Raw genomic sequence first — 26,077 nt, 5'->3', positions numbered from 1 at the left:
TTAAAATGCGGCAAAATCTCGTTTTTAGTTATAATTCCGCTTTCCAAAGATACTACTTCCTATACGCACCATGGTACTGCCTTCCTCAATGGCAATTGTATAGTCACCGCTCATACCCATGGAAAGAACGGAAAGTTGTGGCAAGCTATTCTTAAGGTCTTGGAATAACCCATTCAAGTTCTTGAATTCCCGTCTTATCTGTTCCTGATTATCCGTAAAAGTGGCCATTCCCATTAGTCCTTCTACGGATACATTATCAAGTTTCTTGAACTCCGGATCGTTGATCAGTTCCTTTAGTTCATGGGCATCAAAACCAAATTTAGTATCCTCCTCAGCTATGTGCACCTGTAAAAGGCATGGAATTGCCCGATTGTGTTTCTTTCCCTGCTTATCAATTTCCTTTAACAATTTAAGACTGTCCACACCGTGGATCAGGGCCACAAATGCAGCCATGTACTTTACCTTGTTGCGTTGCAGGTGTCCGATCATATGCCATTCGATATCCTTGGGCATTTCTTCCCATTTTTCGGTCATTTCCTGCACCTTATTTTCCCCGAATACCCTTTGACCATTGTGATAAGCTTCCATAATATCGGACATGGGCTTGGTTTTTGAAACGGCCACCAAGGTTACGTTTTCAGGAATTTCCTTTTTTATGGTTTTGAGATTTTCCGCTATGGACATAAGATTTATTTAAACTGATTAGAAACGGTTTCGGCTTTTTTGCTATCAGCATAATCATAAAATCCCTCCCCGGACTTTACGCCCAATTTTCCCGCCGTAACCATGTTGACAAGAAGCGGGGAGGGGGCGTATTTCGGATTTTTGAAACCATCGTACATCACTTGCAGTATGGATAGACAAACGTCCAAGCCTATAAAATCTGCTAACTGAAGGGGGCCCATAGGGTGGGCCATTCCCAATTTCATGACCGTATCTATTTCCTGGACACCGGCTACACTATGATGTAAGGTCTCGATTGCTTCGTTGATCATGGGCATCAAAATTCTATTGGCTACAAATCCTGGGTAGTCATTGACCTCCGTTGCCGTCTTACCCAATTTTCCTGCGAGTTCTATAATTTTTTTCGTAGTCTCGTCAGACGTACTATATCCGCGAATGATCTCCATGAGTTTCATGATGGGAACGGGGTTCATAAAATGCATCCCGATAACCTTGGAAGGTCTAGAAGTCACCGAAGCGATCTGTGTAATGGAAATGGAAGAGGTATTGGTGGCCAAGATCACTGAAGGTTTACAGAACGCATCCAAATCCTTAAAGATATTCATCTTTATATTCAGGTTTTCGGATGCAGCTTCCACCACTAAGTCAACCTCGCCAACCCCATTTTTTAAATCGGTAAATGTCGTTATGTTATTCAGGGTGGCCTTCTTGTCCTCCTCCTGAATGGTACCTTTGTAAATCATCCTGTCCAGGTTCTTGGAAATATTGGAAACCCCGTTTTTTAGAGCATCTTCATTTAGGTCTATAAGGTTTACCCAGTAACCGCTTTGGGCAAATACATGGGCAATACCGTTTCCCATGGTTCCCGCTCCTATGACCGCAATATTCTTCATATCTAAGAGTATTGAAAAATTAAAAATTATATTGATGGCACTTGTTTAATTTAAAACCGATTTATTTTCAAAAGCCGCTATAATCTGTAAAGCCACTTTCAATGCCTCGGTTCCTTGTTGTAGCGTAACCATAGGTATGCTATCTTCAAGGATGGCATCCGCGAAGGATTCCAATTCGTCCAAAATGGCATTGTTTTCCGTAATGGCAGGGTTTTCAAAATAAATCTGTTTTTTTACACCTTCCGCATTTTGAAGGATCATATCAAAATCACCGGGTATTTCAGGGGCGTCCTTCATCCTTACGACTTCCACTTTTTTCTCCAAAAAATCAACGGAAATGTAGGCGTCCTTCTGGAAGAATCGTGATTTGCGCATATTTTTAAGACTTATCCTACTGGCGGTAAGGTTGGCCACACAGCCATTCTCAAATTCCAACCTTGCATTGGCAATATCCGGTGATTGGCTTAAAACGGATACCCCGCTTGCCTTTATACCGATTACTTTTGATTTTACAACGCTCAAGATGGCATCAATGTCATGTATCATCAAATCCAAAACAACGGGTACATCGGTACCACGTGGATTGAATTCGGCCAATCGGTGCGTCTCAATGAACATCGGCAAGTTAATGGATTCCTTGACAGCGGTAAATGCCGGATTAAAACGCTCTACGTGGCCAACCTGTCCCTTTATCTTATACTTTTGCTCTAGCGCCAATAGGTTTTCGGCTTCTTCCAAGGTATTGGTAATGGGTTTTTCAATAAAGACATGCCTGCCCCGTTCCATGGCCTTTTTGGCACATTCATAGTGGGATAGGGTAGGCGTTACGATATCGACTACGTCAACGGCGTCAATCAAATCATTGATATTGTCAAAATAAGTATATCCAAATTCGGCGGCCACCTTTTTACCGATTATGATATCGGCATCATAAAAACCTATCAGTTCATATTTTTCGGACTGATTGAGCAAGCGTAAATGAATTTTTCCTAAATGACCGGCCCCTAAGACCCCAACTTTGAGCATGCTATTCCTTTTTTATCAAAAATACACATAGTTTATAAGTTTAGGCGGGAATGCAAATTCCAATTTTCACATTTACTTTTTTTACCGGTTTCTTTTCTATAACATTGTTTTATAAATTTGGGAACCAAACCAAGCTAAAATTGAAGGACACATTTAAACACAGAGGCATGCGCAATCAATTGGCAGAGTTGCTGATTGAAAAGGGCATTTCCGATAAAACCGTCTTGGATGCCATTAGGGAGGTACCAAGACATTTTTTTATGGACAGTAGTTTTGAAGGTCACGCGTATCAGGATAAGGCATTTCCCATTGCTGCGGACCAAACCATTTCCCAGCCCTACACTGTTGCTTTTCAAACGGAACTGTTGCAACTGGAACCCAATCTTAGTGTTTTGGAAATAGGGACCGGTAGTGGTTACCAGACTGCGGTTTTGTTAAAGTGCAAGGCAAAGGTCTTCACCATTGAAAGACAGTTGGAACTTTTCAAAAAAACGAATTTATTTTTTAAAAAAATGGGATACAGACCAAAGAAGTTCATTTTTGGAGATGGTTACAAAGGTCTGCCCGAAGAAGCGCCCTTTGACCGAATTATCGTAACCGCGGGAGCGCCTGAAGTTCCAAAGGCCCTAATGTCCCAATTAAAAGTGGGAGGCAGGTTGGTAATACCCATTGGTTTTGAAGAGCAAATAATGACGCTTTTTGAAAGGACTTCTGAGAAGGAATTCAAGAAAACGGAATATGGATCCTTTAGGTTTGTGCCCTTATTGGAGGATAAGAACTAAAACCTTAGGCATTAAAGCTTTTTTTGATTCGGTCTAGATTCCGTTTATTATCCCTATCCTTTATGGTTTCTCTCTTATCATAAAGTTTTTTACCCTTGGCAAGTGCTATTTGCATTTTGGCCAGTCCGCGGTCGTTGATGAACAGGGTCAGCGGAACGATGGTGAGTCCCGTAGTCTTTACCTCTTTGTGTAGTTTTCTTAATTCCCTTTTGTTCAATAAGAGCTTACGTTCCGCTTTTGGTTTATGGTTAAAATGGGAGGCATGCGAATATTCGTCAATTTGCATGTTGATTACAAAAAGTTCATCACGATCGTTAAACTCGCAAAAACTTTCTGAAATAGAAGCCTTTCCATATCTAATGGATTTAATTTCAGTACCGGCAAGCACGAGTCCGGCCGTAAAGGTTTCCAATAGCTCGTATTCAAAACGAGCCCTTTTGTTCTTGATGTTGATGTTCTTCTGCATTGGTTACAAAAATAAACACATTTAAGGGATATAATGATTTAAAGCATTTATTTTGTAATGATTCCCATATACGAACGATTAAGCAAAGAAAGTATTCCATGCAAAGAGTTTATATAATACTTGTTTTCAGTATCCTAGTCGCTTGCGAGCCAAAGGACAAAGCACCAAATGTCCAAGAAATTGTGGACAGAAGCATTGAAGTGAGCGGTGGTAAGAATTATACGGATTCAAATGTTGATTTCGATTTTAGGGATATCCATTATACCTCAAAATCCAAAGGTTCCATCAAGGTTCTGGAACGAATCATTAGTAACGATACCTCGGTTATTGTGGATAGAAAGGAACCATCCGGATTTCGGCGATTCGTAAACGATAGTCTTATAGAACTGGCCGATACCACGGCGAATAAATATGCCAATTCCGTAAATTCCGTTCATTATTTTGCCTACTTGCCTTTTGGCTTAAATGACAGGGCGGTTCAAAAGGAATTCTTGGGAAAAGTAGAAATCAAAGAAAAGACCTATTATAAGGTAAAGGTTACCTTTAGGGAAGAAGGTGGAGGAGATGATTTTGACGACGTCTATGTGTATTGGTTCAACTCTGAGACCTTTAAACCTGATTATTTGGCGTATGAATTCCATGTAAACGGGGGCGGCCAACGCTTTCGGGAAGCATATAATGAACGCTATGTGGGCGATATCCGTTTCGTGGATTATAAAAATTACAAACCAAAAATTGAAAATAGTCCGATTTATAAAATAGATAGTCTATATGTAAACGACGGTCTGGAACTTCTTTCCAATATAGAACTTAAAAACGTACAGGTTAATCGGGACAATTACAATTAAACACCAATCTTGTACTGGTTGCCACCCCGTTAACGATGGTCACAATGAACAGCGTTCCGTTTTCATCATCGGATATTTGAGTATAAGTATCTTTGCCTAACATGAGGTTGACAAATTCTGGGGTAGTATTGCTATGCCCCACAACAAGGACATTTTTATTTAGGTTGTCCTTTTTAAATTGGTCTAGGTCCAAGATTCTAGGATCGTAATATTGAACATCGATATTTTTTTTAACCGAAGTTGGTGCGGCCGTCATGGAGGTTCTGTTGAAATTTGTGGAATAAATGGCATCCAAATCAACCTCGTTTAAAATTTCGGCCCAGTGCATGGCCCTGCCAAGCCCTTTTTGGTTGAGTTCTGGGTCTGGATCATCTGGATCTGTCCTATCCTTTTCCGCATGCCTTATAAAATAAAAAGTTGAAATATCTGGATTGGTACCAGAAATCTCGGTCGGTTTTTCCTCATTACAGGAAAAAAGGAATAGTATAATACAAAATGGGAAAATCTTTAGTAGTTTCATGGTTTAGCGATACTTTTTGCTTTAATACAGAACTAAATTTACTTTAAAATAGTACGTTACACCGCTATTTTTTGTTTTTTTGCATATGAATAAATTTTGTGGGGCACTTCTTATGGTACTTGTAGTTGTTGGTGTAAACGCTCAGAATGTTGAACTTCCCAGCGATTATAGACAGCACAACTTGACTGAATACAATTCCAGTCTTCTCAATCCTGCATTTTCACTGGACAGGAACAACCCTTCCTCCGTTGCCTTTTGGTCCAGGTGGCAATGGCAGACCTTTGACGCGGATCCTACGAGCCTTTTCTTTAATTATTCCCATAGACTGAACGACCTTTCCAGTGTTGGACTGGGATTTTTTCAGCAGAATACAGAAATCTTTATCAATACGGGGATTGTTCTAAACTATGCCTATAATATACAATTGAGCGATCGCGCAAGTCTTGGCGTGGGGATCAATATTTTAGGGTTTCAGCAAAAACTGGCAGATCAGCGTTTTTTCATACCCAATCCCATACAAACAGAAATAACCGATGATTTCATCGTACAGATGGCACCGGGTATCAATTTTAGATTGGACAAATTTAGTTTGGGACTTTCCTCTGAGAACCTAATGGATTACAATATCAGTACAAACGAACGAAATACCAGTTCTGACGGACGCATTTTCTTGGCCTTGGCCAGTTATGATTTTCCAATTGGTATCCTTTCTTCAGATGAGAACTCCGTATTAAGGCCCACGTTGTACTATAAATCCATACCCGGTTTCGATTCCCAATTGGGAATTTCAACATTGTTAAGTACAAATAAGTTTTGGACCCAACTTGGATACAATAGTTTCTACGGAATTTCGGGAGGTGCAGGAGGACGATTTTTTAAACGATTTTCCCTTGGTGCCTTGGTGGAATTTGGTGTATCAAATGATCTTAAGGGTACAGATCCAACATTTGAATTGGTAACCTCTTATAAATTGGGGCCGTTGTCTTCTGAAGAGCGCTATCCACAGGAGGAGCTTATTGTTGAAGAGCCCATGGAACAAGAATTGAGCCGTGCTGAAAAATTGGCGCAACGTGAAGCGGAAAAGGAGCATGAGCGCTTGGCCAAAGTGGAACGTCAAAGACAAAAGGATTCCTTACTGGAAGCATCCAGATTAGAGCAATTGGCCTTGGAAGCCACTAAAAACGCAGCCCAAAGAAAACGGGATTCTTTGGCACAGGCGAGGCAAGGGGAAGCCTTGGCAGAGGTACAGGCTAGGGAACGCCAAAGGAAAATCGATTCTACCAATGCCGCTAATAGGGCCTTAGAGGAAGCCTTGGCATTGGAACAAGAAAGGAAACAAGATTCCTTGGCCCAGGTAAAATTGGCCGAGGTCGAAGCAGCCAGAAAAGAAGTGGTTACCCCTGAAAAAGGGGAGCGATATGAGGAAGTGTCCAAACAAGGTTCTTTGGAACCAGGTTATTATTTGATTGCCAACGTTTTCGGCACAAAACGCTACTTTGATGCCTTTATGGCAGATTTACAGAAGAAGGGACTTAATCCTGGATCATTCTATAGGGAGACGAACAAATATAACTATGTCTTTTTGGAAAGATATGATTCCATTTCCGAGGCAAGGGCGGCACGAGATTCCAATTTTGGAGGAAAGTATGCCGATAAAACTTGGATTTTTAGGGTAGTAGGGGAATAATATAAAAAAGGATGGAAGTATTTTAATCAGGAAGGAAGTATACTATCAATGGAATACTATAACTCCCGCTTCACCAATACTTCCAGATAGGTCATTGTATTCAATAAATACTTCCGGTCCATTGTGATGGTAGACATGGCAACGGCACCCTGAATCATCGTAAACAACTGTTTGGCAAACTGTAGTGGAGATACAGGAATTTTTATTTCACTTTTATTGACGCCATTTTCCAAGACCAAGGCGATTTTCCCCTCAATTTCCTTAATGGTTTCCTTTGCCGCCGCAGCCAGCAACTTATTATTATGTTGTGAATCTACCCCTACATTAAGTACCGGACATCCCCCTAATGGAAGTGTAAAGACATCATATTTCTTATAGAAATCCATGAGACTTTTTAGTTTGTCCATGGTAGACCCAGAAACGTTTAGGGCATCGTCCAAAGCCTGCAACAATAGCTTGCTATTGTGTTCAAAAGCAGATAGTGCCAAGGCTTCCTTATTTTCAAAATTACCGTAAATCGCCCCCTTTGTTAACCCTGTAGCGTCCGTAAGGTCGCTCATACTGGTACCAATATAACCATGTTTGTTGAATACAGGAGCTACCGTTTCAATGATGTAGGCAGTGGTTTTTTCAGCTTTGGTGGACATTTGAGGTTATTTTATACGAAGATAAAAAAACTATACTGTATGGTATATCTTGTCGATAAAAAAAACGCCCTAAAATTTCTTTAGGGCGTCTCATAAAGCAATCGTTCGTTTATACTACCAAATCATTTTGATTTCTGAATACCAGTTCGTCGTCAAAAGCGTCCAAAAGAATGACGCTATCTGATTTAATTTTACCGCTTAATAGTTCCTTAGACATATTGTTCAATACCTCCTTTTGTATGGTACGTTTTACAGGCCTTGCCCCAAACTGTGGTTCATAGCCTCGTTCCGCCAAAAAGTCTATTGCCTCATCGGTCGCATCCAACGTAATGTTCTGTTTATCCAGCATTTTCTTTAAACCAGCTAATTGAAGTTTTACAATTTCCCTGATATCATCTTTGGTAAGTGGGGTGAACATAATGATGTCATCGATTCTGTTCAAGAATTCAGGCCGAATCATTTTATGTAATAATCCCATAACTTCAACCCTTGCCGCCTCCGATGCACTGTGTATATCGGTTGAATTTTCAAACTTCTCTTGAATTATCTGACTACCCATATTACTGGTCATGATTATAATGGTGTTCTTGAAATCGGCAACACGTCCCTTATTATCCGTCAACCTTCCCTCATCCAAAACCTGTAGCAAAATATTAAACGTATCCGGATGCGCCTTTTCAATTTCATCCAGCAAAACAACGGAGTAGGGGCGTCTTCTCACGGCTTCGGTCAGTTGCCCTCCTTCGTCATAACCTACATATCCTGGAGGGGCGCCTACCAATCTACTTACGGAATGCCTTTCCTGGTACTCGCTCATATCTATACGGGTCATGGCATTTTCATCGTCGAACAAGTAGGAAGCCAAGGTTTTTGCCAACTCCGTTTTACCAACACCCGTGGTACCCAGGAACAGAAAGGAGCCTATTGGTTTTTTCATATCCTGCAAACCGGCCCTACTTCTTCTAATAGCATCAGAAACCGCTTGGATGGCTTCATCCTGACCAACGACCCGCTTATGCAACACATTTTCCAGATTCAGTAATTTTTCCCTTTCGCTTTGTAGCATTTTGGTAACGGGTATGCCCGTCCATTTCGCAACGACCTCGGCAATATCCTCGCTGGTTACCTCTTCTTTAATGAGTGTTCCGGCATCTTGTTGCTGAGCCAGTTCGTCCTGTAGTTTTGCAAGGTTCTCTTGGGCATCCTTGATTTTACCGTATCTTATTTCCGCCACTTTACCATAATCCCCGTTTCGCTCGGCTCGTTCCGCTTCCGCCTTGTAGTTTTCGATATCCATTTTAGTTTTTTGGATATTGTCCACTACGGATTTTTCAGTTTCCCATTTGGCAAAAATCTCGTTACGTTCTTCCTTCACATTGGCCAATTCCAAATTTAGGGACTTAAGTTTTGAATGGTCGTTCTCCCTTTTTATCGCCTCAATTTCAATTTCCAACTGCATGATTTTACGATCTAGAACATCTAGTTCCTCTGGTTTTGAATTAATCTCCATTCGTAATTTGGCGGCAGCTTCATCCATTAAGTCTATGGCCTTATCAGGCAAAAACCTATTGGTAATATAGCGTTGGGACAATTCCACGGCAGCGATGACCGCTTCATCCTTAATGCGCACCTTGTGATGGGTCTCGTAACGCTCCTTGATTCCCCTAAGTATGGAAATAGCACTTTCTGTATCGGGCTGATCTACTACAACCTTTTGGAAACGACGTTCCAAGGCTTTGTCCTTTTCAAAGTATTTTTGATACTCATCCAAAGTAGTGGCACCAATGGCCCTAAGTTCGCCCCTCGCCAAAGCGGGTTTTAGAATATTGGCGGCATCCATTGCTCCTTGACCACCACCGGCACCTACCAACGTATGAATCTCGTCAATAAACAATATGATATTACCATCCGCACTGGTCACTTCCTTAATAACTGCCTTTAATCGTTCCTCAAACTCCCCTTTGTATTTGGCACCAGCGATTAGGGCACCCATATCCAAGGAATAAATAACCTTGTCCTTTAGGTTTTCAGGGATATCGCCTTGAACGATTCTGTGGGCCAGACCTTCGGCAATAGCCGTTTTTCCCACTCCAGGTTCACCCACAAGCATGGGGTTGTTCTTGGTTCGTCTGGATAGAATCTGTAGCACCCTTCTAATCTCTTCATCCCTTCCTATAACCGGGTCCAGTTTACCACTATCGGCCAATTCATTAAGGTTTTTGGCATATTTGTTCAAGGAATTATAAGTTTCCTCCGCACTTTGGGAAGTCACATTGGAGCCTTTTCTCAATTCATTGATAGCGGAAACCAAATTTTTCTCGGTTACCCCTTGATCTTTTAGGATTTGGGCGATTTTACTTTTTGATTTGAAAATGGCCAAAATTAAGTGCTCTATGGAAACATATTCATCCCCCATGTTTTTAGCGATTATAGAGGCCTCGTTTACCGATTTACCGGCCTCCCTGGAAAGCATAATGTCTCCACCTTCGACCTTGGGAAAGGAATTGAGTTCCTTTTCTAAAATCTGCTTAATAAGGTTGGTGTTGAGCCCCAATTTTTTGAATATAAATGGAACCACATTTTCTTCTACCTCTGTAATGGCTTTAAATAAATGTTCGTTCTCTATTTGTTGATGCCCCAATGATTGGGCAATTACCTGAGCCTGTTGTACAGCCTCCTGTGATTTTATGGTGAAATTATTAAAGTTCATATGGATTACTTTTATTTTGAATATTACTTTTGTAAGGAAAAGGGCAACAATCCTACCAATTGAATCAACAAGACAAAATGTCCTGTAATTTCAATATTTTTAAGACATAAAGTCAGTAGTGGATTAATATGTATAGCGTCATTTAAAGTTAGTGGAGTATGGGATTATTTGGCAATTTTTTTGGTAAAAATGAAAATTCTGATAATGGTAAGGATATACCCTGGATTTCCCTTGAGCATAAAGATCAGCTAGAGGTATTGACCGAAAATTCAAAAACAAGGCCACAGGCCATATTCAAGCATTCCACCACATGTGGCGTGAGTAGAATGGTTTTAAATATGTTCAATTCTTCCTATGGTCTAGAACCTTCCCAAATGGATTTTTACTTTTTGGATTTACATGCGAACCGCGAGGTATCCAACAAAGTTGCAGAAACATTTCAAGTGATGCACCAGTCGCCCCAGCTTTTGATTGTTAAAAATGGGGTAGTGGTAGCCCATGATTCCCATGGAGGCATATCGGAAATAAAATTGGAGCAGTATATATAAAAAAACTCCGCATATTTGCGGAGTTTATCTTTTAGTTAAATCGTTGTCTGGTAAGAATTGATTTTAAATTGTTCTTTAAATCCTCTCCCGCGTCGTAGACCATTTGCTCATTCGTTGGAAAGGGTACCCTTGCAGCTTGCAAGAAAGGTAATAAGTCATTATCCAACGCACGTTTGTCCCCGTTATAATTGGCGAATATGTGCTCAAAAACGAATTCACTGGCCAAGGGATATTGATTAATTTGCTGTTGCTTTCTCAAATCCGTAAAATTAACCACTCCCACTACCTGAGCGCTCTTGAACTGGGTGAATTGATAAAAATCACATCGCACGGTTTTAAACTTGTCCACTTTTATTTTGTTACCCAGGCTATCCTTAACAATATTTCCGTTCTGGTCTTCTACGTACTCATAGCCATCCTTGATCTGTTTTTCTTTTATAATCTGTTTTTCATTTACCTGTTCTGGAGAAATGTTGATATCTTGAAAGGAAACCTCCATTAAATAATCATAGTCGATGTTCGCCAACCTGTTGGTATGGTATTCTGTCCATAGATTGTTCAATCCATAGGTATTAAGGTTCAACAACTCGTCTTCCAATCGTTTTGGTATTACTTTATCCGTATTGTTTACCATCTCTACCACCACATAGTCCAATCCTTTTTGATAGGCCTCGTCCATTTTGATTTTGGTATCCCGATAATTTGGATTGATTTCCTCCAAATATTTCAAATCATCATAGGCATTCCTATATTCATTTTTATATCGAGCATTTTGTAAAAGGCCCACTGCATTATTATATAGGAATTCCGATAAATTTTCCTTTGCGGCAATAATATCAGAATCATAATTATTGAAATTGAACCTTGCATCCCTTCCCTCTTCCATTATGTATAAGGGTAATAAGGGTCTGATTCTTTGCTGGATTTCCTTCAATGTTACATACGATTCATAAATAGTTTCATAATTTGCGGAATTACCGTCCTTTTTTAGAAACTTAATATTTTGAAGTTCTCTCTCCGTATTTTTTTGGTAGGCTTCCTCCAAGAGAACGATAAAGGCCTGATTGCTTTTTTTGGTTTTGTTTTCCGCAATGTTTACGATCGCCTTGTTTATGGCCGCATTATAATTCCCTGAATTCAATGCCTCTTGGGTTCTTTTAACGCCACTACAGGAGTATATGAACACAAGGATACCAAGAAGTAGAAATTTTTTCATAACTAGAATTTTAAGGTTTCCATTTGAGCTATTCCAATAGCTATGCCAGAAATATTCCTTTACATAACGGAAAAGGATGAAGAATAGTGTAAATAGGATAAAATACACTTTTGTCCCATATTTGTGTTTTAAAAATGACAAAAGCGCGACAGTTATTAACGCTTGTTTAATAAAATTATCTTGAGACCCGTAATTTTATAGTACTAGGAATTGGGGCAAATTGTACTTTTGCAAAAGAATTAAATTTATCACATACATGGAAAGGGATACTCGAATTTTTGACCTCATAGAAGCGGAGAGAAAGCGTCAGACGAACGGAATAGAATTGATAGCTTCCGAGAATTTTGTAAGTCCGCAGGTGATGGAAGCTGCCGGTTCCGTTCTAACGAACAAATATGCCGAAGGTTATCCAGGGAAGCGTTATTATGGAGGGTGCGAGGTAGTCGACGAAGTAGAACAATTGGCCATTGACCGTGCCAAAGCGCTTTTTGGAGCGGAGTATGCCAATGTACAACCACATTCAGGTTCCCAGGCGAATGCATCCGTGTACCACGCTTGCCTAGAGGCTGGCGACACCATTTTGGGATTTGACCTGTCCCACGGTGGCCATCTTACCCATGGGTCACCTGTAAATTTTTCAGGTAAATTATACAATCCTGTTTTTTATGGGGTAGATGAAAAAACGGGAATGCTTGACTATGATAAAATTCAGGAAATAGCTACAAAGGAGCGACCAAAACTTATAATAGCGGGGGCTTCTGCCTATTCTCGGGATATGGATTTCAAAAGGTTTCGGGAAATTGCGGATAGTGTAAACGCCTTGTTGTTGGCCGACATTTCGCATCCCGCCGGTTTGATTGCCAAAGGATTGCTAAATGATCCTATTCCTCATTGCCATATTGTGACCACCACCACCCATAAAACCCTAAGAGGACCAAGGGGCGGTTTGATCTTGATGGGGAAGGATTTTGACAATCCCTTCGGAATCAAACTTAAAAACGGTAGTTTAAGAAAAATGTCCGCCTTGTTGGATTTAGCCGTTTTCCCCGGAAATCAGGGAGGTCCCTTGGAGCATATTATTGCTGCGAAGGCGGTAGCTTTTGGGGAAGCACTTACGGAAGAATTTGGAATTTACATGCAACAGGTCAAGAAGAATGCTGATGCCATGGCCAAGGCCTTTGTGGCCAAGGGCTATAATATCATTTCTGGAGGAACGGACAACCACATGATGTTGATCGATCTACGAAATAAGGGTATAACAGGGAAAGATGCCGAAAAAGCACTAGTTCTGGCCGATATTACGGCGAACAAGAACATGGTTCCATTTGATGACAAATCACCTTTTGTTACTTCTGGCATTCGATTTGGTACCGCTGCGATTACGACAAGGGGGTTATTGGAAGAGGATATGAAGACGGTGGTGGAGTTTATTGATAAAGTATTGACGAATCCTGAAGATTCTCAAGTAATTGCCAATGTAAAGAATAGTGTTAACGCCATGATGGGAGACAGGGCCATATTTAATGAGATGACCGTTAGAGCCTAGTTGTTTTCGTCAAACAAATTGTAATCGAGATTTGCAGGGATAAATTTATTCTTCTGGACATCAAAAATCAATCCGTCTACTTCGGATTCCATATAAATTCCCCAATATTCCTTATAAGCAGAGGCATTTGGGGATTTTTGCCTTTCAAGAAAAGTATGTGCATTGCAAAGATTATCTTCGAAAACAGGAACGAAGATTTCTTCGGGCTGTTCGGTCAATCCCTTGGTAATTGAAACATATTGCCTTGCAATTTCAGTCATGATATTATTGAATTGCTCTGGTATACTATTCCTGTAAATGTTTTTGATAATGATATTGGTATCGTTTAAATACAGGGTGATTTCATGAATATCTATTTCCAATGCCCTGTTTTGAGTTGTCAATAGACCAAAACTTTTTGTAAGCGTGGAACCATTGATGTCCTCTGAACCCCAAAGTCCCTTATTAAAATGCCCTAGAACATCTATAAGGTTTAAAGGACAGTCGAGCTCCAAAACCAAATCCATTTTTTTGTTACCATGCTTGGCATTTTTGATAGTAACTTCGGAAAAGTAACCCAACTCAAGGGATTTCTTAAAATCATCTAAGCCAAAAATCTTCTCTTCTGACTTTGTGTTTATTAGTTCGATGGTTTGGTAATTGTGAAATTTGAAAAGCATTCCTTACAATTGTTTTATTATAAAGATAGCCTTAATGGGAATTCGCAAGACCTAGGAAAACCTTAGAATTTTGGAGGATATTATTATATTTTAAAAACAGAATTTACAAAATACTGATTTTTAAATAGTTGTAATGATAAAATTTCTGGCTTAAAGGAAACCTCTCTTCTTTGCTTCTTGAATAAGTGCTAGGTCATTGCCATTTTTTACACCAAAAATAGCCTTTAACTGACGTTTTCTTGCCTCTACGGTGGTATTGGCCGAAGCTATAAGGGGTGCAATGTCTCGCGTATTGGTTCCCAAGGACAAATAATACAAAATCTTTTGGTCCTGTTCATCGATTTCTATATTGCTGGCCATTCTCCTGCGAACGGCACCCAAGGCACTGGCGGTATAATAGGGAGGCTTTTTTACTACGGTATCCACCATCGTTCTAAGGGACATTTCGTCAATTTCCGACTTTACCATATAACCGTCCGGGTTTACGGCCTTAAAAATATTGTTGATACGGTAACTGTCACTGAAAGAGGACATAAAAACAATCTTTGAGTCGGGAACAATTTCCCTGGCCAATTTCCCTAAATCCACGCCAGATCTTGGATCTTTGGATTCGGCGGGAAATAGTTGGATATCCAATAGGATAATATCAAAAGCTAAACTTCGCGCCGAATATTCAATTTTTTCCTTTCCCTTATCATAGCTTTTCGCTATTTCCACTTTTACTGAAAAATCCTCAAAATCAGCATCTTCAAGGATATATTTATATCCCAAGGTTGTCATTTCATGATCATCCACCGCTAATATCCTAACCGTCTTCATTTGCTTGTTGTTTATATTATTACTTAGATAGGATGGCCTTTGATTTTACTGTAAGGCAAAAATATACATTATGTACCAAATCCTAACCTTCTTATCCGGGAGTTTGGCTTACACACGCTCCAAGGCAGTATTGGTGTTGGAATCCATAAAATGCAACGGAATTTCCAAGGTTATGGTAGTTCCTCCTTGAGGTTCTGATTCCATTTGCCAAGTCCCGTTCAGTTTTTCTACCCGTGAACTTATATTTCGCATGCCAATTCCCTTTCGTTCTTTTTCCATATCAAATCCCTTTCCATCATCTCCCATTGCCACCCTAAAGGTATTATCAAATCTCTGAAAATCAACAAAGAAATTCTTCCCGTGCGAATGTTTTATCGCATTTTGAAGACATTCCTGTATCATACGATACAGATTGATCTTGATTTCACCTTTAAGTGCATCATAATCCTCATCCTCGTCATAATTGAATGTAGTGATAATTTTGGAATTTTCTTTGGCAGAACCCAACAAATCTTCCACGGAATTGATAAAGTTGTTAATTTTCTGATAGGCACTATGGCTAAGTTCATGGGATATGGACCTTACTTCCTCTTCCACATTTTTTAGTGCCCTTATGGCCTCCATTCTAGCCTCTATGGCCTCCTGCCCCGTTTTTTTGTTGAGACCTGTCAATACCATTCTAGCCCCCAACATTTTTCCCAGAACACCGTCATGGAGCTCTTCTGAAATCCTTTTTTGCTCCATCCTTTTCACCTCGTCCACTTTTTGTTTTTGGGTAAGCATAAGGTTGAATATCTCTTGGTTGTTGGCTTGTTGCTGTTGGGCAAATATAAGTTTTTGGTTTTTGGCCCTTTGGTTTATAATGGTATAGACCGATATTCCCAAAAGGAAAAATCCCAATGCCACGCCTGACCAAATTTGTTTCTGCTTGGCCAGAATAGCGGTCTCCCCCTCCAATTGTTCATTTTGGGCGATAAATTCATCCGTCTCAAAACGAATACGGGCAAACTTATTGCGTGCCTGGCGTTCTTCCTGTTGTAAACTATCGCTTAAGGTAAAATATTTTTGTGCGTAATCTGGGGCATTGGCATAATCTATACGGGTGAGCAGTGCATAGGTATCCAAAACCCTTTCGTTACTGGAGCTTTCCAATGCTGCTTTCAAGGCTGTTTTTGCATGGACAATTGCTTTGATTGTATCCTTGGCATATAAATGATATTGAGATAACGTCGTATATGCCGAGGCCAAGCTACGAGAATCCCTGAGGCTATCAAGCTTTTTGATGGATGTTTTAATCAGTTTTGCCGAACCTAGCGTATCTCCCAACTTTATTTTCGTCAGGGCCAGGTTGTTCAAAGTTTTTGCATAGAGATTTGGGTCTTTTACCTCTAAACTATCAGAATCAATGAGATTATAAAAGATTTCATACGCTTTTTGATAATTACCCATATCGTGATAAATAACTCCATTATTATTTGTGTTCGTCCAAATTTCCAAATTATTTTTACCTACTTTTTCAAGATAGAACAAGGCCTCATCATAGTAATTCAGAGACTGTTCATAATCCTTTAAGGCTTGAGAAATAATCGCCAACGTATTGTAGCAATTATACAACTCCCTATATTTTTCAAGAGGCTTTAACCTAGCAATAGCTGCTACCACGTTGGCTTCACTTCCAATATAATCTTTTATTTCTTGCTGCTGTTTACCCATATTGTACAGCATTCTGGCAGATAAATATTGATTTCCTAATGACTCAAATATTTTTTGAGCTTCAGAATAACTGTAATACGAACTATCCTTAATAGAATTACGGCTGTAATAAAATCCACGATCCCAATAAGCATTAGCCAAAGCAACCGAATCATTTAAAATTTGTGCAAAACGAGTCGTTTCCGAATTTATTTTTTTAAAAAGTTCACTATTTTGTGAACTTGAACTGTAGTAAGATAAGTTAGTGAAATATTTGATTTTTATGGAGTCATTCTTTAACTTCTTAGTAAGTAAAAAGGCCTTATCCAAAAGGTTTCCCCTAATTTCTTGTGGTATATTTTCAGAATTACTAAGAGAAACTATACTATCGATTTTTCGTTTAAGGTAGTCTACATCTACAACTTGCTCTTGTTTCTGCGCTTCTAGTTTTATTGAAAAGCAGACAATCAGAATTAGGCTTAAGAAATTTTTCAATACAGCTTATTTAATCTTGTAACTATTTACCTACAAGATAAAAAAAAGCCTCGAACTAACTATTTCGAGGCTCCTAATTTTTATAAGAAATATACTAGTTTTTAGGAGGATCTCTTCTATCATCTTGAGAATGACAATTATCACAGGCAGAAAGGGTGGTAGCATCATCTAAATTCCCAATCACATTATTGGCGTTATCTATTAAACTGTTTGATAATCCTAATGCCATGATGGCTACTGCGGCAATACTAACTATTTTTTTCATTTTCGTAAGGTTTTAAATTTATGGTGTTTCCTTTTTTATTACGTTACCAAAGTAATAGACTTAAAAGAAATTAAAACCCTGATTTTCCAGTAGTTAGTGGATTGCCCTATTCTGTGAGTAATTGAACAGGTTTTGGGAGAATTTGGTCAATTTAGGGAGGATACACTGTTTTTGGAAAGGATTTTCTTCAGTTGATCCATTCTATCCTTGTAGGATCTGGAGAAGGGCAGGTTTTTCTCACCTTCTTTTAAGGCACAGATATTTTTGCCAAAATTGATTCTTGATACATAGTCCGTGTTGACGATGTAGCTTTGGTGGATGCGGATAAAGTTTTGGGGCAGATTGTTTTCAAAGGTTTTTAAGGTCTTGAATGCGTTCACGACCGTTCCGTCCCTCATAAAAAATTCCGTGGTATTATTGTCGGCCTGTAGGTAAAGAATATCCGCTGTGTTCAAATATTGAAAATCATTGTAGGACTTTAGGCAGATAGTAGTAGGTTCCTTGACCTTTGGATTTCTTTTCCTTAGTTTTAACAGGGACTTTCTAATATCGAACTCATTAAATGGCAATAACCAGTAATCAAAAAATCCATTTTTAATTGCATCGTAGGCATATTTCTTGGATTTAGAAATACCTATGACCATAGGGACTTCCAAAAGATACTGATGCATTTCTACCACCATTTGGAATAGTGGTTGTGCCTTTTGGTCCAAATTAATAAAAACCAAATCTGGAGTGTATTTAAGAATATAGTTCAGTCCGTCATCAGGATTTTTAGCCAATCCCGAACACGAAAAGTCACCATATGCTTCCAAAAACGTATTTAACTGTAAGTTGGAAACAGCATCAGAATCGATAATTACGTACGAATATTCCAAAATCCATAGAGTTCTGCCGCAATTTACTAATACGCTAAAAGTCTTTGAACTAGGAAAACCTTATAAAAATGGAGGTTATTGTGTTATTTTTTTCTAATTGATTGATTTTGAAAGATATTTCTGAAAATAATATAAGATATATACTACTCCAACCTAAACGTGGCTTGGTAAACGCCCAAATCCGGAGCGGAAATCCTTTCCCTATCCAGTAAATCAAAAGGTACTTGTTGGGCAAATGGAATACTACCTTTATTGATTGCATCGGAATCAAGCCCAATCCTAAAATCATTTTGCTTCGGATCAAAAAAATCAGGGTCACCGTTTAATAAAATGTTTTCGAAAGCCGGCCCATCGAAATCATATAAATCATTACTTGAGGATTCCGACCCAGACGTACTGTATTTGATAAGGCAATTCTGAAAACTATAGTTAAAAATGTTGTTTTGGTTCGATGAAAGCATGAGTTCGGACATGGAGTTTCCGTCGATAATACAATTTTTAAAATCTGCCTTTACCAAGTCGGCGCCCTCGCCAACTCCAAATTTCCCAAAATTGCTCAAATGTAGTGCCCTCCCCATTCTAAAGCCATTGGTCCAATAATTGGCTATGGTTGCATGTGTAAACGCATACCTGCCACCTAGTTCGCCATAGAAGGATGAGTTTCCTGAGCTTCCCAAAAGAAGATTTTGTCCATGTATAGTGGCCGACCTGGCCCATAAATTATGCATGGCACTATTATGTATCTGACTGTTGGCAATCTCCAAAGTGGTAGTTTCCGCTTCCATGTCCCCTTCAACATAAAGGCCTATTTCCGCATTTTTGATGGTGAGGTAGTTTATAATATTACCGGTACTTCCCCTAGCAATGAAAATGGCTCCCCACTGTCCCGGGATATTGGAAAAACTTGGTTCAAGTCTATCGCCTTCGAATATGACCTCACCTTCCAATGCTTCTTGGTCGTTGCTATAGTTTCCGTTTACCTGCAGGGAGGCATTGGGTTTCACCAAGAGTCCGGAATTACGATGAAAATGAACCCTGGCACCGGCATCTATAGTTAGTTGTGCATTCTGTGGTACAGAGGCATAACCATATATCACGTAGGGTCTCTGGTTGTTAAAATGGAGTTGGTCGCCCTTTAAATCGAAACCTTCCACAAATACCTCGGAACCATCCTCTCTGGTATACAATAAGACATTTTCCATTTTTCCGTTGGCATCCTTGGATGGGTACAGAAAAACGGCATCCTTGACCAAGGTAACAAGTTCCACCTCCTGTAAATAAATGTTATCATCGAATTGAATGGCGTCCGTATAGAGTAATTGGGATGGTTCATCCGGTAATAGCGTTATATTGGTTTCAACAAAAATGAATAAACTGTCTTCTGCATATAAGGGAATATCCTCAAAAGTATTGCCTGCCTTACCATCGACATTCAACCGATAGTAACTACTTTCACCATTTCTAAGCCGAATAGATGGTATTAGCACATCGTCCTTGGTAGTATTGTAAACCTTAAGGGAATAGGTACTGCTTCCAATACTGCTGAAAACCGTATCCAAGTAAACGGTGTCCTTTGAAAAGGAAAGGTGGCCTGCACTGTTGGCAAATTCAAAATCCTTTCTACACGAGCTTCCCCAAAGCACCAAGATGATTAAAATGGATAAAAGGGAAAATTTTAATTTCATGCAATCAAATTATGTCAACTGGTTGATGTGTAACCTTTCTGCTATAAATGGGTCTATTCACTTACATTTAAAGACTACTTTAATGATTTGATATCCAATACTTTAACAAAGATTTAAGAAAACAACTGCTGAATATCCTCTGAAATCCGCATAGGCCTTTTTGTATCCTTATTTAAAAGACACCATTCAGTACTTGAACGTACAAGAAGCGTATTTGTTATTTCATGGAACATTTCCACAATTCGCGTAGAAATAGCGCCCTTACTTTTTTCAATATAGGTAGAAATATGAATAGGATCTTTAAGAAAGGCAGGTGACTTATATTCAATGGTGTGTTTTAAAACTACCCAAATTACTTGTTCTTGAATCTCGATAGGAGCCTTTTTTCTCCAATGCTCCTTGGAAATATCCTGTATCCATTGCATGTATCGTACATTGTTTACATGATTAAGGTCATCCAAATCCTCTAAGGTAACCTCGATTTGTTTGGTATAGGGCATTTTATTTTTTTTGAATTTGGACCTCGAAAATTTTGTCCCAATCCTTTCCAGTTACAAAAAAGGTCTTACGTACAGGATGATAGGCAATGCCGTTGAGTACATTTTCGGTATCTACCCAGTTTTCGGTTTTGGTCACTTTTTCACTTAGACCACCAAAATTGATAACGCCCTCAATGGCCCCACTTTTAGCGTTGATAATCATAACACCTGGTTTTTGGTATACATTGGCATAAATTTTACCATCTACATATTCCAATTCATTAGTATCCGCAAAGAGCGATTTGTTGGTGGCAATTTCTATATGGTCTTCTTCTACCAAGGTATCCGGGTTTAAAATCCAAATTTTGTCCGTTCCGTCACTTTTATAGAGTTTTTCACCATCGTTCGCAAGTCCCCAACCTTCCTTACTTTTACCATATTGAAAGTTATCCAGTTTTTTCATGTTTTTTAGGTCGTAAATAAAGCCCATTCCGCTTCGCCACGTAAGTTGGTATATTTTATCCCCTAAAATTGTGATGCCCTCCCCAAAATAGGTTTCGTCCAAATCGATTTGTTGATACACCTTGCCAGTTCTGTAATCGAATTTCCTCAAAAAAGAACGACCGTTTTTTCCAGTACCTTCATATAAGGTGTCCTTATGAAACTCCAATCCTTGTGTATATGCATTTGGGTCATGGGGATATTCGTTTAGAATGGTATAGGTATAAATATCCGGGGCTTGGGAAGCCAATACCTTTATATTTTTTGTTACCTCAACGGTATTTCCCTCATAGGTAATGCTTGCCTTCAATACTTTGTTGCCCAACTTGGGAATTGAAAAATCCAATTGATCGTCCATTAGTACTAGCTCGTGGCCATCAATACTATATGTCACACTTTCAATTTCCTTGTTTTTGATGTTTTTCAAGGAAACACCCAATTTATCATTTTGGTTTACTTGTTTGGCATTATCGGCTAGTTCAATGCTAAAAAGGGAAGAGGGCTTTTGGTTGCCGCTTCCGCAAGAAAAAAATAACATAAGAACCACAAGGGCCAAGGGAATTCTAAAAATCTTCATTTGAGATAACATGCTAAAAATTTGATAGCTAATTTAGGTAGTCGGCAAGTTAATCCATAAAATTTAGAATCTAAAAAGGATTGCCAAACATTTAAAAGGTTGTATATTTGCCCCGGCAAGTCCTACACGACCAGCTCCTGTAGAATCCCCCAGGGTGGGAACGCAGCAAGGGTATACGGTCGTAGCGGTGCGATGTAGGTAGCTTGCCTTTTTTTGTACCCAATAGTTACTGCACTTAGGCCATTATCTTGATGCATTCGAAAGAAGTCGGTTTTAATTTCAAAGCAAGTTTCGGAGAATTCAAATACCATTTATCGCATCGGGAGAATTCGAATGCCATTCCAAATATATACGTCCTTAGATTTTTAAAATACGATTCCCATCGCTTACTTTTGGAACATGAATTCAAAGATCGTACTTATCACAGGAGGCTCATCCGGAATTGGAAAGTCCATAGGAAACTTTTTAACTAAACATGGGTTTAAGGTCTACGGCACAACTAGGGATTTGAAAAAATATCCGAATTTTGAGGGGTTCGAATTATTGGAAATGGATGTTAGAAACCCAGAATCCGTGAACAATGCCATAGATGAATTATTAAATAAAGTGGGCAGATTGGATGTTCTGATCAATAATGCCGGAGTTGGAATTACCGGACCTTTGGAGGAAACCCCCAATAATGAAATAATGAATGCCCATGAAACCAATTTCATGGGGCCACTCAATTTGATCAAGGCTTCGTTGCCTCAGATGCGCAAACAAAAATCAGGTTTGATCATCAATATTACCTCCATAGCTGGTTATATGGGATTGCCCTATCGGGGTATTTACTCCGCTACCAAAGGGGCACTTGAATTAATAACAGAAAGCCTTAGGATGGAAACCAAAGATTTTGGAATCGAATGCACCTGCTTGGCTCCTGGAGATTTTGCCACCAATATCGCCGCAGGCCGGTATCATGCACCTGTAGCGAACGATTCTCCGTATAGGGAATCTTATGAAAAGACATTAAACACCATTGATGAAGATGTGGACAAAGGAGGAGATCCTGAAGAAGTAGCAAAAAAGGTTTTGCAAATAATAAATACCAAAAAGCCAAAAGTACACTATAAGGTGGGGGCATTTATGCAAAAAGTATCCACAACTTTGAAAAGTATCCTTCCGGATACCTGGTTCGAGAAGCTACTCATGAATCACAGCAAAAAGTAAGCAGGTAAAATAAGGATGAATTTATTTTAATGATTGTTCCAATATATATTGGAGAAGGCATCTACTATTAATGCATCATTTGTAATGACACATTTGTTCATAGGGTAGAGAATGAACGTTTCTGTGAGTTTGTGATAATCATCCGTTCTAAATTGACTATGGGCGTCAAATTCAAATTTATTGACTATCGTCTTCCAATTATCGGGTTCGGTTTTAAAATTTATGCCAATGTATTCGTATTCCGGTTTTTCACTTTTTAATTCCCTTACCCGACTAAAAATGCTTTCATAGTGATTTTTACCCGTACCGGACCAAAAATAAAAGACTACCTTTTTGTTTTTACTAAGGGAGGGGAGCGAAATCAAGGAATCAGACATGGATATCACTTCAATATTTGGTACTGGACTATTGGGCTGAATTTTGCTGATACCCTCATATAAACGCTGAATTTCCTCTATATGCCTATTGTTTCCCGATATTCTTTGAAATTCATTTATAAATACCCTATTACTATCCACATCGTGTTCACGTAAAAGATAATTAAAGGCAACATTTCTAAAAAGGTTATCCCTAAGTTCCTTTTCACCAACCAAGCTATCAATCAAAGCCAACTTGTGTTGGTTAAAATGCAACTGGTTGTGGGCAATACCGTTCTGCTTGCCACAAGAATTGGAACAGGTCATGTAAGAAAGATTGCCAAGGTGGGATTTCATAAAATTATAATAGGGTCTCAGATAAATCAGGTTTTTATTATTGTAGTCAATTCCATCTCTGTATGCATAAAAAGATTTCGGAAATTCATGTAGTTCTTGTTCCTTTAAGGTTCCCCTGTGCTTAAAAGGATAGACTTCTTTAAATCTATAAAACGTATAATTAATACTGGCCTTGGCAATTTCAAAGGCAGTATCCGTTAGTTTGGCTTCCTTATTTAATTCTTCGAGTTCCTCAAGTTTTTCCTTTCTAAGATTTTCAACTTTTTCCGAGAAATCATCAATTTCCAATTGAAAAAGATCGGAATACATCAATTGTTCCACCTCTTCATCCTCAAGGAAGATTTCCAATAAAAAATTGTTCAACTCTTCATTGGTTCCCGAGAAAACCAAGGATTCATCAAAATAAAGGGTATTCAGTCGGATCCAGACACTGTCGCCTTTTTCCAAATACACATATTGTTGTTCTCGGTTATGGTTGAAATGATAAAGACCATCATCAACATTATCCAATTTGAAGGAAAATCGATTGTTTTCATCCAATTTGGCGGAATCCAATGCGTTACTGCCTTTATACAATACTACGTATTCACTGGAAGGATTTACAATTTCCCCGGCAAAAAACACACCTTTATCTTTATTTACGGGGGAATTACAAGCTACTAGAGCTAAAGACAGTGCAATAGGTAAAAGTTTATCCATACACAAAATGGGCAACATTTAAGTTCAAAAATAAGGATACGGCACTTCGTTATTTGTTAATAGCTAGTTAAAAATTAATGGTTTAGGTTATATGGAACATAATCTTGGATGATGTTCAATGTTTGTTGGTTTTCGCCTATTAAATTCAGTATTTTTGCACGGATTTTTAAAATGAGCGCTATGTTATCAGTATCCAATCTATCAGTACAATTTGGCAAAAGGGTTTTGTTTGATGAAGTAAATGTGACCTTTACGGAAGGCAACTGCTATGGGATAATTGGGGCCAACGGGGCAGGGAAATCTACCTTTTTAAAAATATTATCGGGACAGATGGACCCTACATCCGGCCATGTACATCTGGAGCCTGGTAAAAGAATGTCCATTTTGGAGCAGGACCATAATGCTTCAGACGAATACACCGTTCTGGAAACCGTGGTCAAAGGCAATAAGCCACTCTACGATATAAAAAAAGAAATTGATGCGTTGTATGCCGATTACAATGATGAAAATGCCGATAGGATAGGGGAGTTGCAAGTGCAATTCGAAGAAATGAATGGGTGGAATGCAGATAGTGACGCGGCCGCCCTGTTGTCCAACTTGGGCATTGGTGAGGAGCTGCACTATACTTTGATGTCAGATTTGGATTCCAAACTAAAGGTAAGGGTCCTTTTGGCCCAAGCACTTTTTGGTTCCCCGGATGTATTGATAATGGATGAGCCTACCAACGATTTGGATTACGAAACCATCAATTGGCTGGAGAACTTTTTGGCCGATTATGAAAATACGGTCATCGTAGTTTCGCATGACCGCCACTTCCTGGATACGGTATGTACGCACATTGGGGATATTGATTTTGGTAAATTGAACCTGTATTCAGGTAACTACACCTTCTGGTATGAAAGTAGCCAACTTGCTGCAAGACAAAGGGCGCAACAAAATAAGAAGGCAGAGGAGAAGGCAAAGGAATTGCAAGAATTTATTATGCGTTTCAGTGCGAACGTTGCAAAGAGCAAACAGGCAACTTCAAGAAAGAAAATGCTATCCAAACTTAAAGTTGATGATATTAAACCATCAAGTAGAAGATACCCTGCAATTATTTTTGAGAGGGAACGTGAGGCCGGTGACCAGATACTGAATGTCGAACGGCTAAAATCCACCACAGAGGAAGGTGAACTGTTGTTTGACAATATAAACATCAATCTGGCAAAAGGAGACAAAATAGCCGTTATTTCAAGGGATTCCAGGGCAACCACTGCCTTTTACGAAATCATCAACGGAAATAAAAAAGCGGATGACGGTAATTACAATTGGGGAGTCACTACCACGCAATCTTATTTACCCGCGGACAATTCCAGTTTTTTTACCCAAGATATAAACCTCGTGGATTGGTTAAGACAATGGGCAAAGACCGAGGAAGAGCGTGAAGAGGTCTACATTAGGGGCTTTTTGGGCAAAATGCTGTTCAGCGGCGAAGAGGCCCTAAAAAAGTGTACCGTACTTTCCGGGGGTGAAAAAGTTAGGTGTATGTTAAGTAGGATGATGATGTTACGTGCCAATGTACTTATGTTGGACGAACCTACGAACCATTTAGATCTGGAAAGTATCACGGCATTCAATAATTCCCTAAAGAATTTTAAGGGGACGGTACTCTTTACTACCCATGATCACGAGTTTGCGCAGACCGTGGCCAATAGGATCATAGAATTGACACCCAAAGGCAACATTGACAGATATTCCACGTTTGATGAATATATGTCCGATAAAGCATTAAAGGAACAGAGGGGCAAGATGTATGCTGTTCCTGCGTAAGGAAGTATAACCCAAATCCATACA

General features: G+C 39.2%; 24 protein-coding genes and 1 other RNA gene. 8 read left to right on the top strand and 17 right to left on the bottom strand.

Annotated elements, in window-relative coordinates; all coding sequences use genetic code 11:
• Positions 1 to 24: 24 nt before the first annotated feature.
• Genes BFP75_RS02775 through BFP75_RS02765 form a run of 3 tightly spaced genes read right to left on the bottom strand, consistent with a single transcriptional unit; the run spans position 25 to position 2,603 of the window.
• Complete coding sequence (locus tag BFP75_RS02775; RefSeq protein WP_099543147.1) at positions 25 to 684, bottom strand: YggS family pyridoxal phosphate-dependent enzyme; 660 nt, start codon at positions 682 to 684, stop codon at positions 25 to 27.
• Between the two features lie 5 nt (positions 685 to 689).
• A complete protein-coding gene (locus tag BFP75_RS02770; RefSeq protein WP_099543146.1) occupies positions 690 to 1,577 on the bottom strand; it encodes a 3-hydroxyacyl-CoA dehydrogenase family protein in 888 nt (295 codons plus the stop codon).
• Positions 1,578 to 1,622: 45 nt separating this feature from the next.
• A complete protein-coding gene (locus BFP75_RS02765; RefSeq protein WP_099543145.1) occupies positions 1,623 to 2,603 on the bottom strand; it encodes a Gfo/Idh/MocA family protein in 981 nt (326 codons plus the stop codon).
• A gap of 140 nt (positions 2,604 to 2,743) precedes the next feature.
• Here BFP75_RS02765 and BFP75_RS02760 point away from each other — a divergent pair, with 140 nt between their 5' ends.
• Positions 2,744 to 3,385 (top strand): protein-L-isoaspartate(D-aspartate) O-methyltransferase, encoded by a 642-nt coding sequence (locus BFP75_RS02760; protein WP_099543163.1) that lies wholly within the window; start codon positions 2,744 to 2,746, stop codon positions 3,383 to 3,385.
• Between the two features lie 4 nt (positions 3,386 to 3,389).
• On the opposite strand, the gene smpB is transcribed toward BFP75_RS02760, so the two are convergent.
• Entirely contained in the window at positions 3,390 to 3,851 is a 462-nt protein-coding gene (smpB, locus tag BFP75_RS02755) for an SsrA-binding protein SmpB (protein WP_099543144.1), read from the bottom strand.
• A gap of 98 nt (positions 3,852 to 3,949) precedes the next feature.
• On the opposite strand from smpB, the gene BFP75_RS02750 reads away from it, so the two are divergent.
• Positions 3,950 to 4,699, top strand: a complete 750-nt coding sequence (locus BFP75_RS02750; RefSeq protein ID WP_099543162.1) for a DUF6503 family protein — start codon at positions 3,950 to 3,952, stop codon at positions 4,697 to 4,699.
• Here BFP75_RS02750 and BFP75_RS02745 read toward each other — a convergent pair.
• The gene (locus tag BFP75_RS02745) at positions 4,677 to 5,219 is read right to left on the bottom strand and encodes a histidine phosphatase family protein (protein ID WP_099543143.1); all 543 of its coding nucleotides are present in this window, start codon (positions 5,217 to 5,219) and stop codon (positions 4,677 to 4,679) included. The genes BFP75_RS02750 and BFP75_RS02745 overlap by 23 nt on opposite strands.
• An 85-nt stretch (positions 5,220 to 5,304) precedes the next feature.
• Here BFP75_RS02745 and BFP75_RS02740 point away from each other — a divergent pair, with 85 nt between their 5' ends.
• Positions 5,305 to 6,906: a PorP/SprF family type IX secretion system membrane protein gene (locus BFP75_RS02740; RefSeq protein ID WP_099543142.1), complete on the top strand. Its 1,602-nt coding sequence runs from the start codon at positions 5,305 to 5,307 to the stop codon at positions 6,904 to 6,906.
• 56 nt (positions 6,907 to 6,962) lie between these two features.
• Here BFP75_RS02740 and BFP75_RS02735 read toward each other — a convergent pair whose 3' ends face one another.
• Entirely contained in the window at positions 6,963 to 7,553 is a 591-nt protein-coding gene (locus BFP75_RS02735; protein WP_099543141.1) for a TetR/AcrR family transcriptional regulator, read from the bottom strand.
• A gap of 109 nt (positions 7,554 to 7,662) precedes the next feature.
• Positions 7,663 to 10,263: an ATP-dependent chaperone ClpB gene (gene clpB / locus BFP75_RS02730; RefSeq protein WP_099543140.1), complete on the bottom strand. Its 2,601-nt coding sequence runs from the start codon at positions 10,261 to 10,263 to the stop codon at positions 7,663 to 7,665.
• 158 nt (positions 10,264 to 10,421) lie between these two features.
• Here clpB and ytxJ point away from each other — a divergent pair, with 158 nt between their 5' ends.
• Positions 10,422 to 10,811, top strand: coding sequence for a bacillithiol system redox-active protein YtxJ (ytxJ, locus tag BFP75_RS02725; RefSeq protein ID WP_099543139.1), 390 nt, complete (start codon positions 10,422 to 10,424; stop codon positions 10,809 to 10,811).
• A gap of 31 nt (positions 10,812 to 10,842) precedes the next feature.
• Here the strand turns inward: ytxJ and BFP75_RS02720 are convergent, their stop codons facing one another.
• Positions 10,843 to 12,027: a hypothetical protein gene (locus tag BFP75_RS02720; protein ID WP_099543161.1), complete on the bottom strand. Its 1,185-nt coding sequence runs from the start codon at positions 12,025 to 12,027 to the stop codon at positions 10,843 to 10,845.
• 256 nt (positions 12,028 to 12,283) lie between these two features.
• On the opposite strand from BFP75_RS02720, the gene glyA reads away from it, so the two are divergent.
• Complete coding sequence (gene glyA, locus BFP75_RS02715; protein ID WP_099543138.1) at positions 12,284 to 13,573, top strand: serine hydroxymethyltransferase; 1,290 nt, start codon at positions 12,284 to 12,286, stop codon at positions 13,571 to 13,573.
• Here the strand turns inward: glyA and BFP75_RS02710 are convergent.
• The 8 genes from BFP75_RS02710 to BFP75_RS02680 all read right to left on the bottom strand — a co-directional run bounded on the left by BFP75_RS02710 (position 13,570) and on the right by BFP75_RS02680 (position 21,623).
• Positions 13,570 to 14,232, bottom strand: coding sequence for a hypothetical protein (locus tag BFP75_RS02710; protein WP_099543137.1), 663 nt, complete (start codon positions 14,230 to 14,232; stop codon positions 13,570 to 13,572). The genes glyA and BFP75_RS02710 overlap by 4 nt on opposite strands.
• 150 nt (positions 14,233 to 14,382) lie before the next feature.
• Positions 14,383 to 15,051 (bottom strand): response regulator transcription factor, encoded by a 669-nt coding sequence (locus BFP75_RS02705; protein WP_099543136.1) that lies wholly within the window; start codon positions 15,049 to 15,051, stop codon positions 14,383 to 14,385.
• A gap of 108 nt (positions 15,052 to 15,159) precedes the next feature.
• Positions 15,160 to 17,238, bottom strand: a complete 2,079-nt coding sequence (locus BFP75_RS02700; protein WP_099543135.1) for a tetratricopeptide repeat-containing sensor histidine kinase — start codon at positions 17,236 to 17,238, stop codon at positions 15,160 to 15,162.
• Positions 17,239 to 17,332: 94 nt separating this feature from the next.
• Positions 17,333 to 17,503, bottom strand: coding sequence for a hypothetical protein (locus tag BFP75_RS21690; RefSeq protein WP_165776526.1), 171 nt, complete (start codon positions 17,501 to 17,503; stop codon positions 17,333 to 17,335).
• A gap of 146 nt (positions 17,504 to 17,649) precedes the next feature.
• Positions 17,650 to 18,381 carry a LytR/AlgR family response regulator transcription factor gene (locus BFP75_RS02695; RefSeq protein WP_099543134.1) on the bottom strand — a complete coding sequence of 244 codons (732 nt, stop codon included), beginning with the start codon at positions 18,379 to 18,381 and terminating at the stop codon, positions 17,650 to 17,652.
• A 143-nt stretch (positions 18,382 to 18,524) separates the two neighbouring features.
• Positions 18,525 to 20,066 carry a hypothetical protein gene (locus BFP75_RS02690; RefSeq protein ID WP_099543133.1) on the bottom strand — a complete coding sequence of 514 codons (1,542 nt, stop codon included), beginning with the start codon at positions 20,064 to 20,066 and terminating at the stop codon, positions 18,525 to 18,527.
• A 113-nt stretch (positions 20,067 to 20,179) separates the two neighbouring features.
• Complete coding sequence (locus BFP75_RS02685) at positions 20,180 to 20,566, bottom strand: acyl-CoA thioesterase (protein WP_099543132.1); 387 nt, start codon at positions 20,564 to 20,566, stop codon at positions 20,180 to 20,182.
• A gap of 1 nt (position 20,567) precedes the next feature.
• Positions 20,568 to 21,623 (bottom strand): glutaminyl-peptide cyclotransferase, encoded by a 1,056-nt coding sequence (locus BFP75_RS02680; RefSeq protein WP_099543131.1) that lies wholly within the window; start codon positions 21,621 to 21,623, stop codon positions 20,568 to 20,570.
• A gap of 113 nt (positions 21,624 to 21,736) precedes the next feature.
• On the opposite strand from BFP75_RS02680, the gene ffs reads away from it, so the two are divergent.
• Both ffs and BFP75_RS02670 read left to right on the top strand, forming a co-directional pair.
• An RNA gene (gene ffs / locus BFP75_RS02675) (signal recognition particle sRNA small type) lies at positions 21,737 to 21,835 on the top strand.
• A gap of 187 nt (positions 21,836 to 22,022) precedes the next feature.
• Positions 22,023 to 22,832, top strand: coding sequence for an SDR family oxidoreductase (locus BFP75_RS02670; protein WP_099543130.1), 810 nt, complete (start codon positions 22,023 to 22,025; stop codon positions 22,830 to 22,832).
• Between the two features lie 26 nt (positions 22,833 to 22,858).
• Here the strand turns inward: BFP75_RS02670 and BFP75_RS02665 are convergent, their stop codons facing one another.
• Positions 22,859 to 24,244: a DUF4369 domain-containing protein gene (locus BFP75_RS02665; protein WP_099543160.1), complete on the bottom strand. Its 1,386-nt coding sequence runs from the start codon at positions 24,242 to 24,244 to the stop codon at positions 22,859 to 22,861.
• 180 nt (positions 24,245 to 24,424) lie between these two features.
• On the opposite strand from BFP75_RS02665, the gene BFP75_RS02660 reads away from it, so the two are divergent.
• Positions 24,425 to 26,053 (top strand): ABC-F family ATP-binding cassette domain-containing protein, encoded by a 1,629-nt coding sequence (locus BFP75_RS02660; protein WP_099543129.1) that lies wholly within the window; start codon positions 24,425 to 24,427, stop codon positions 26,051 to 26,053.
• Positions 26,054 to 26,077 lie beyond the last annotated feature (24 nt).

It is taken from the genome of Maribacter sp. 4G9 (assembly GCF_002742265.1).
GTDB lineage: Bacteria > Bacteroidota > Bacteroidia > Flavobacteriales > Flavobacteriaceae > Maribacter.
This window is presented reverse-complemented; position numbering and strand designations above follow the sequence as displayed.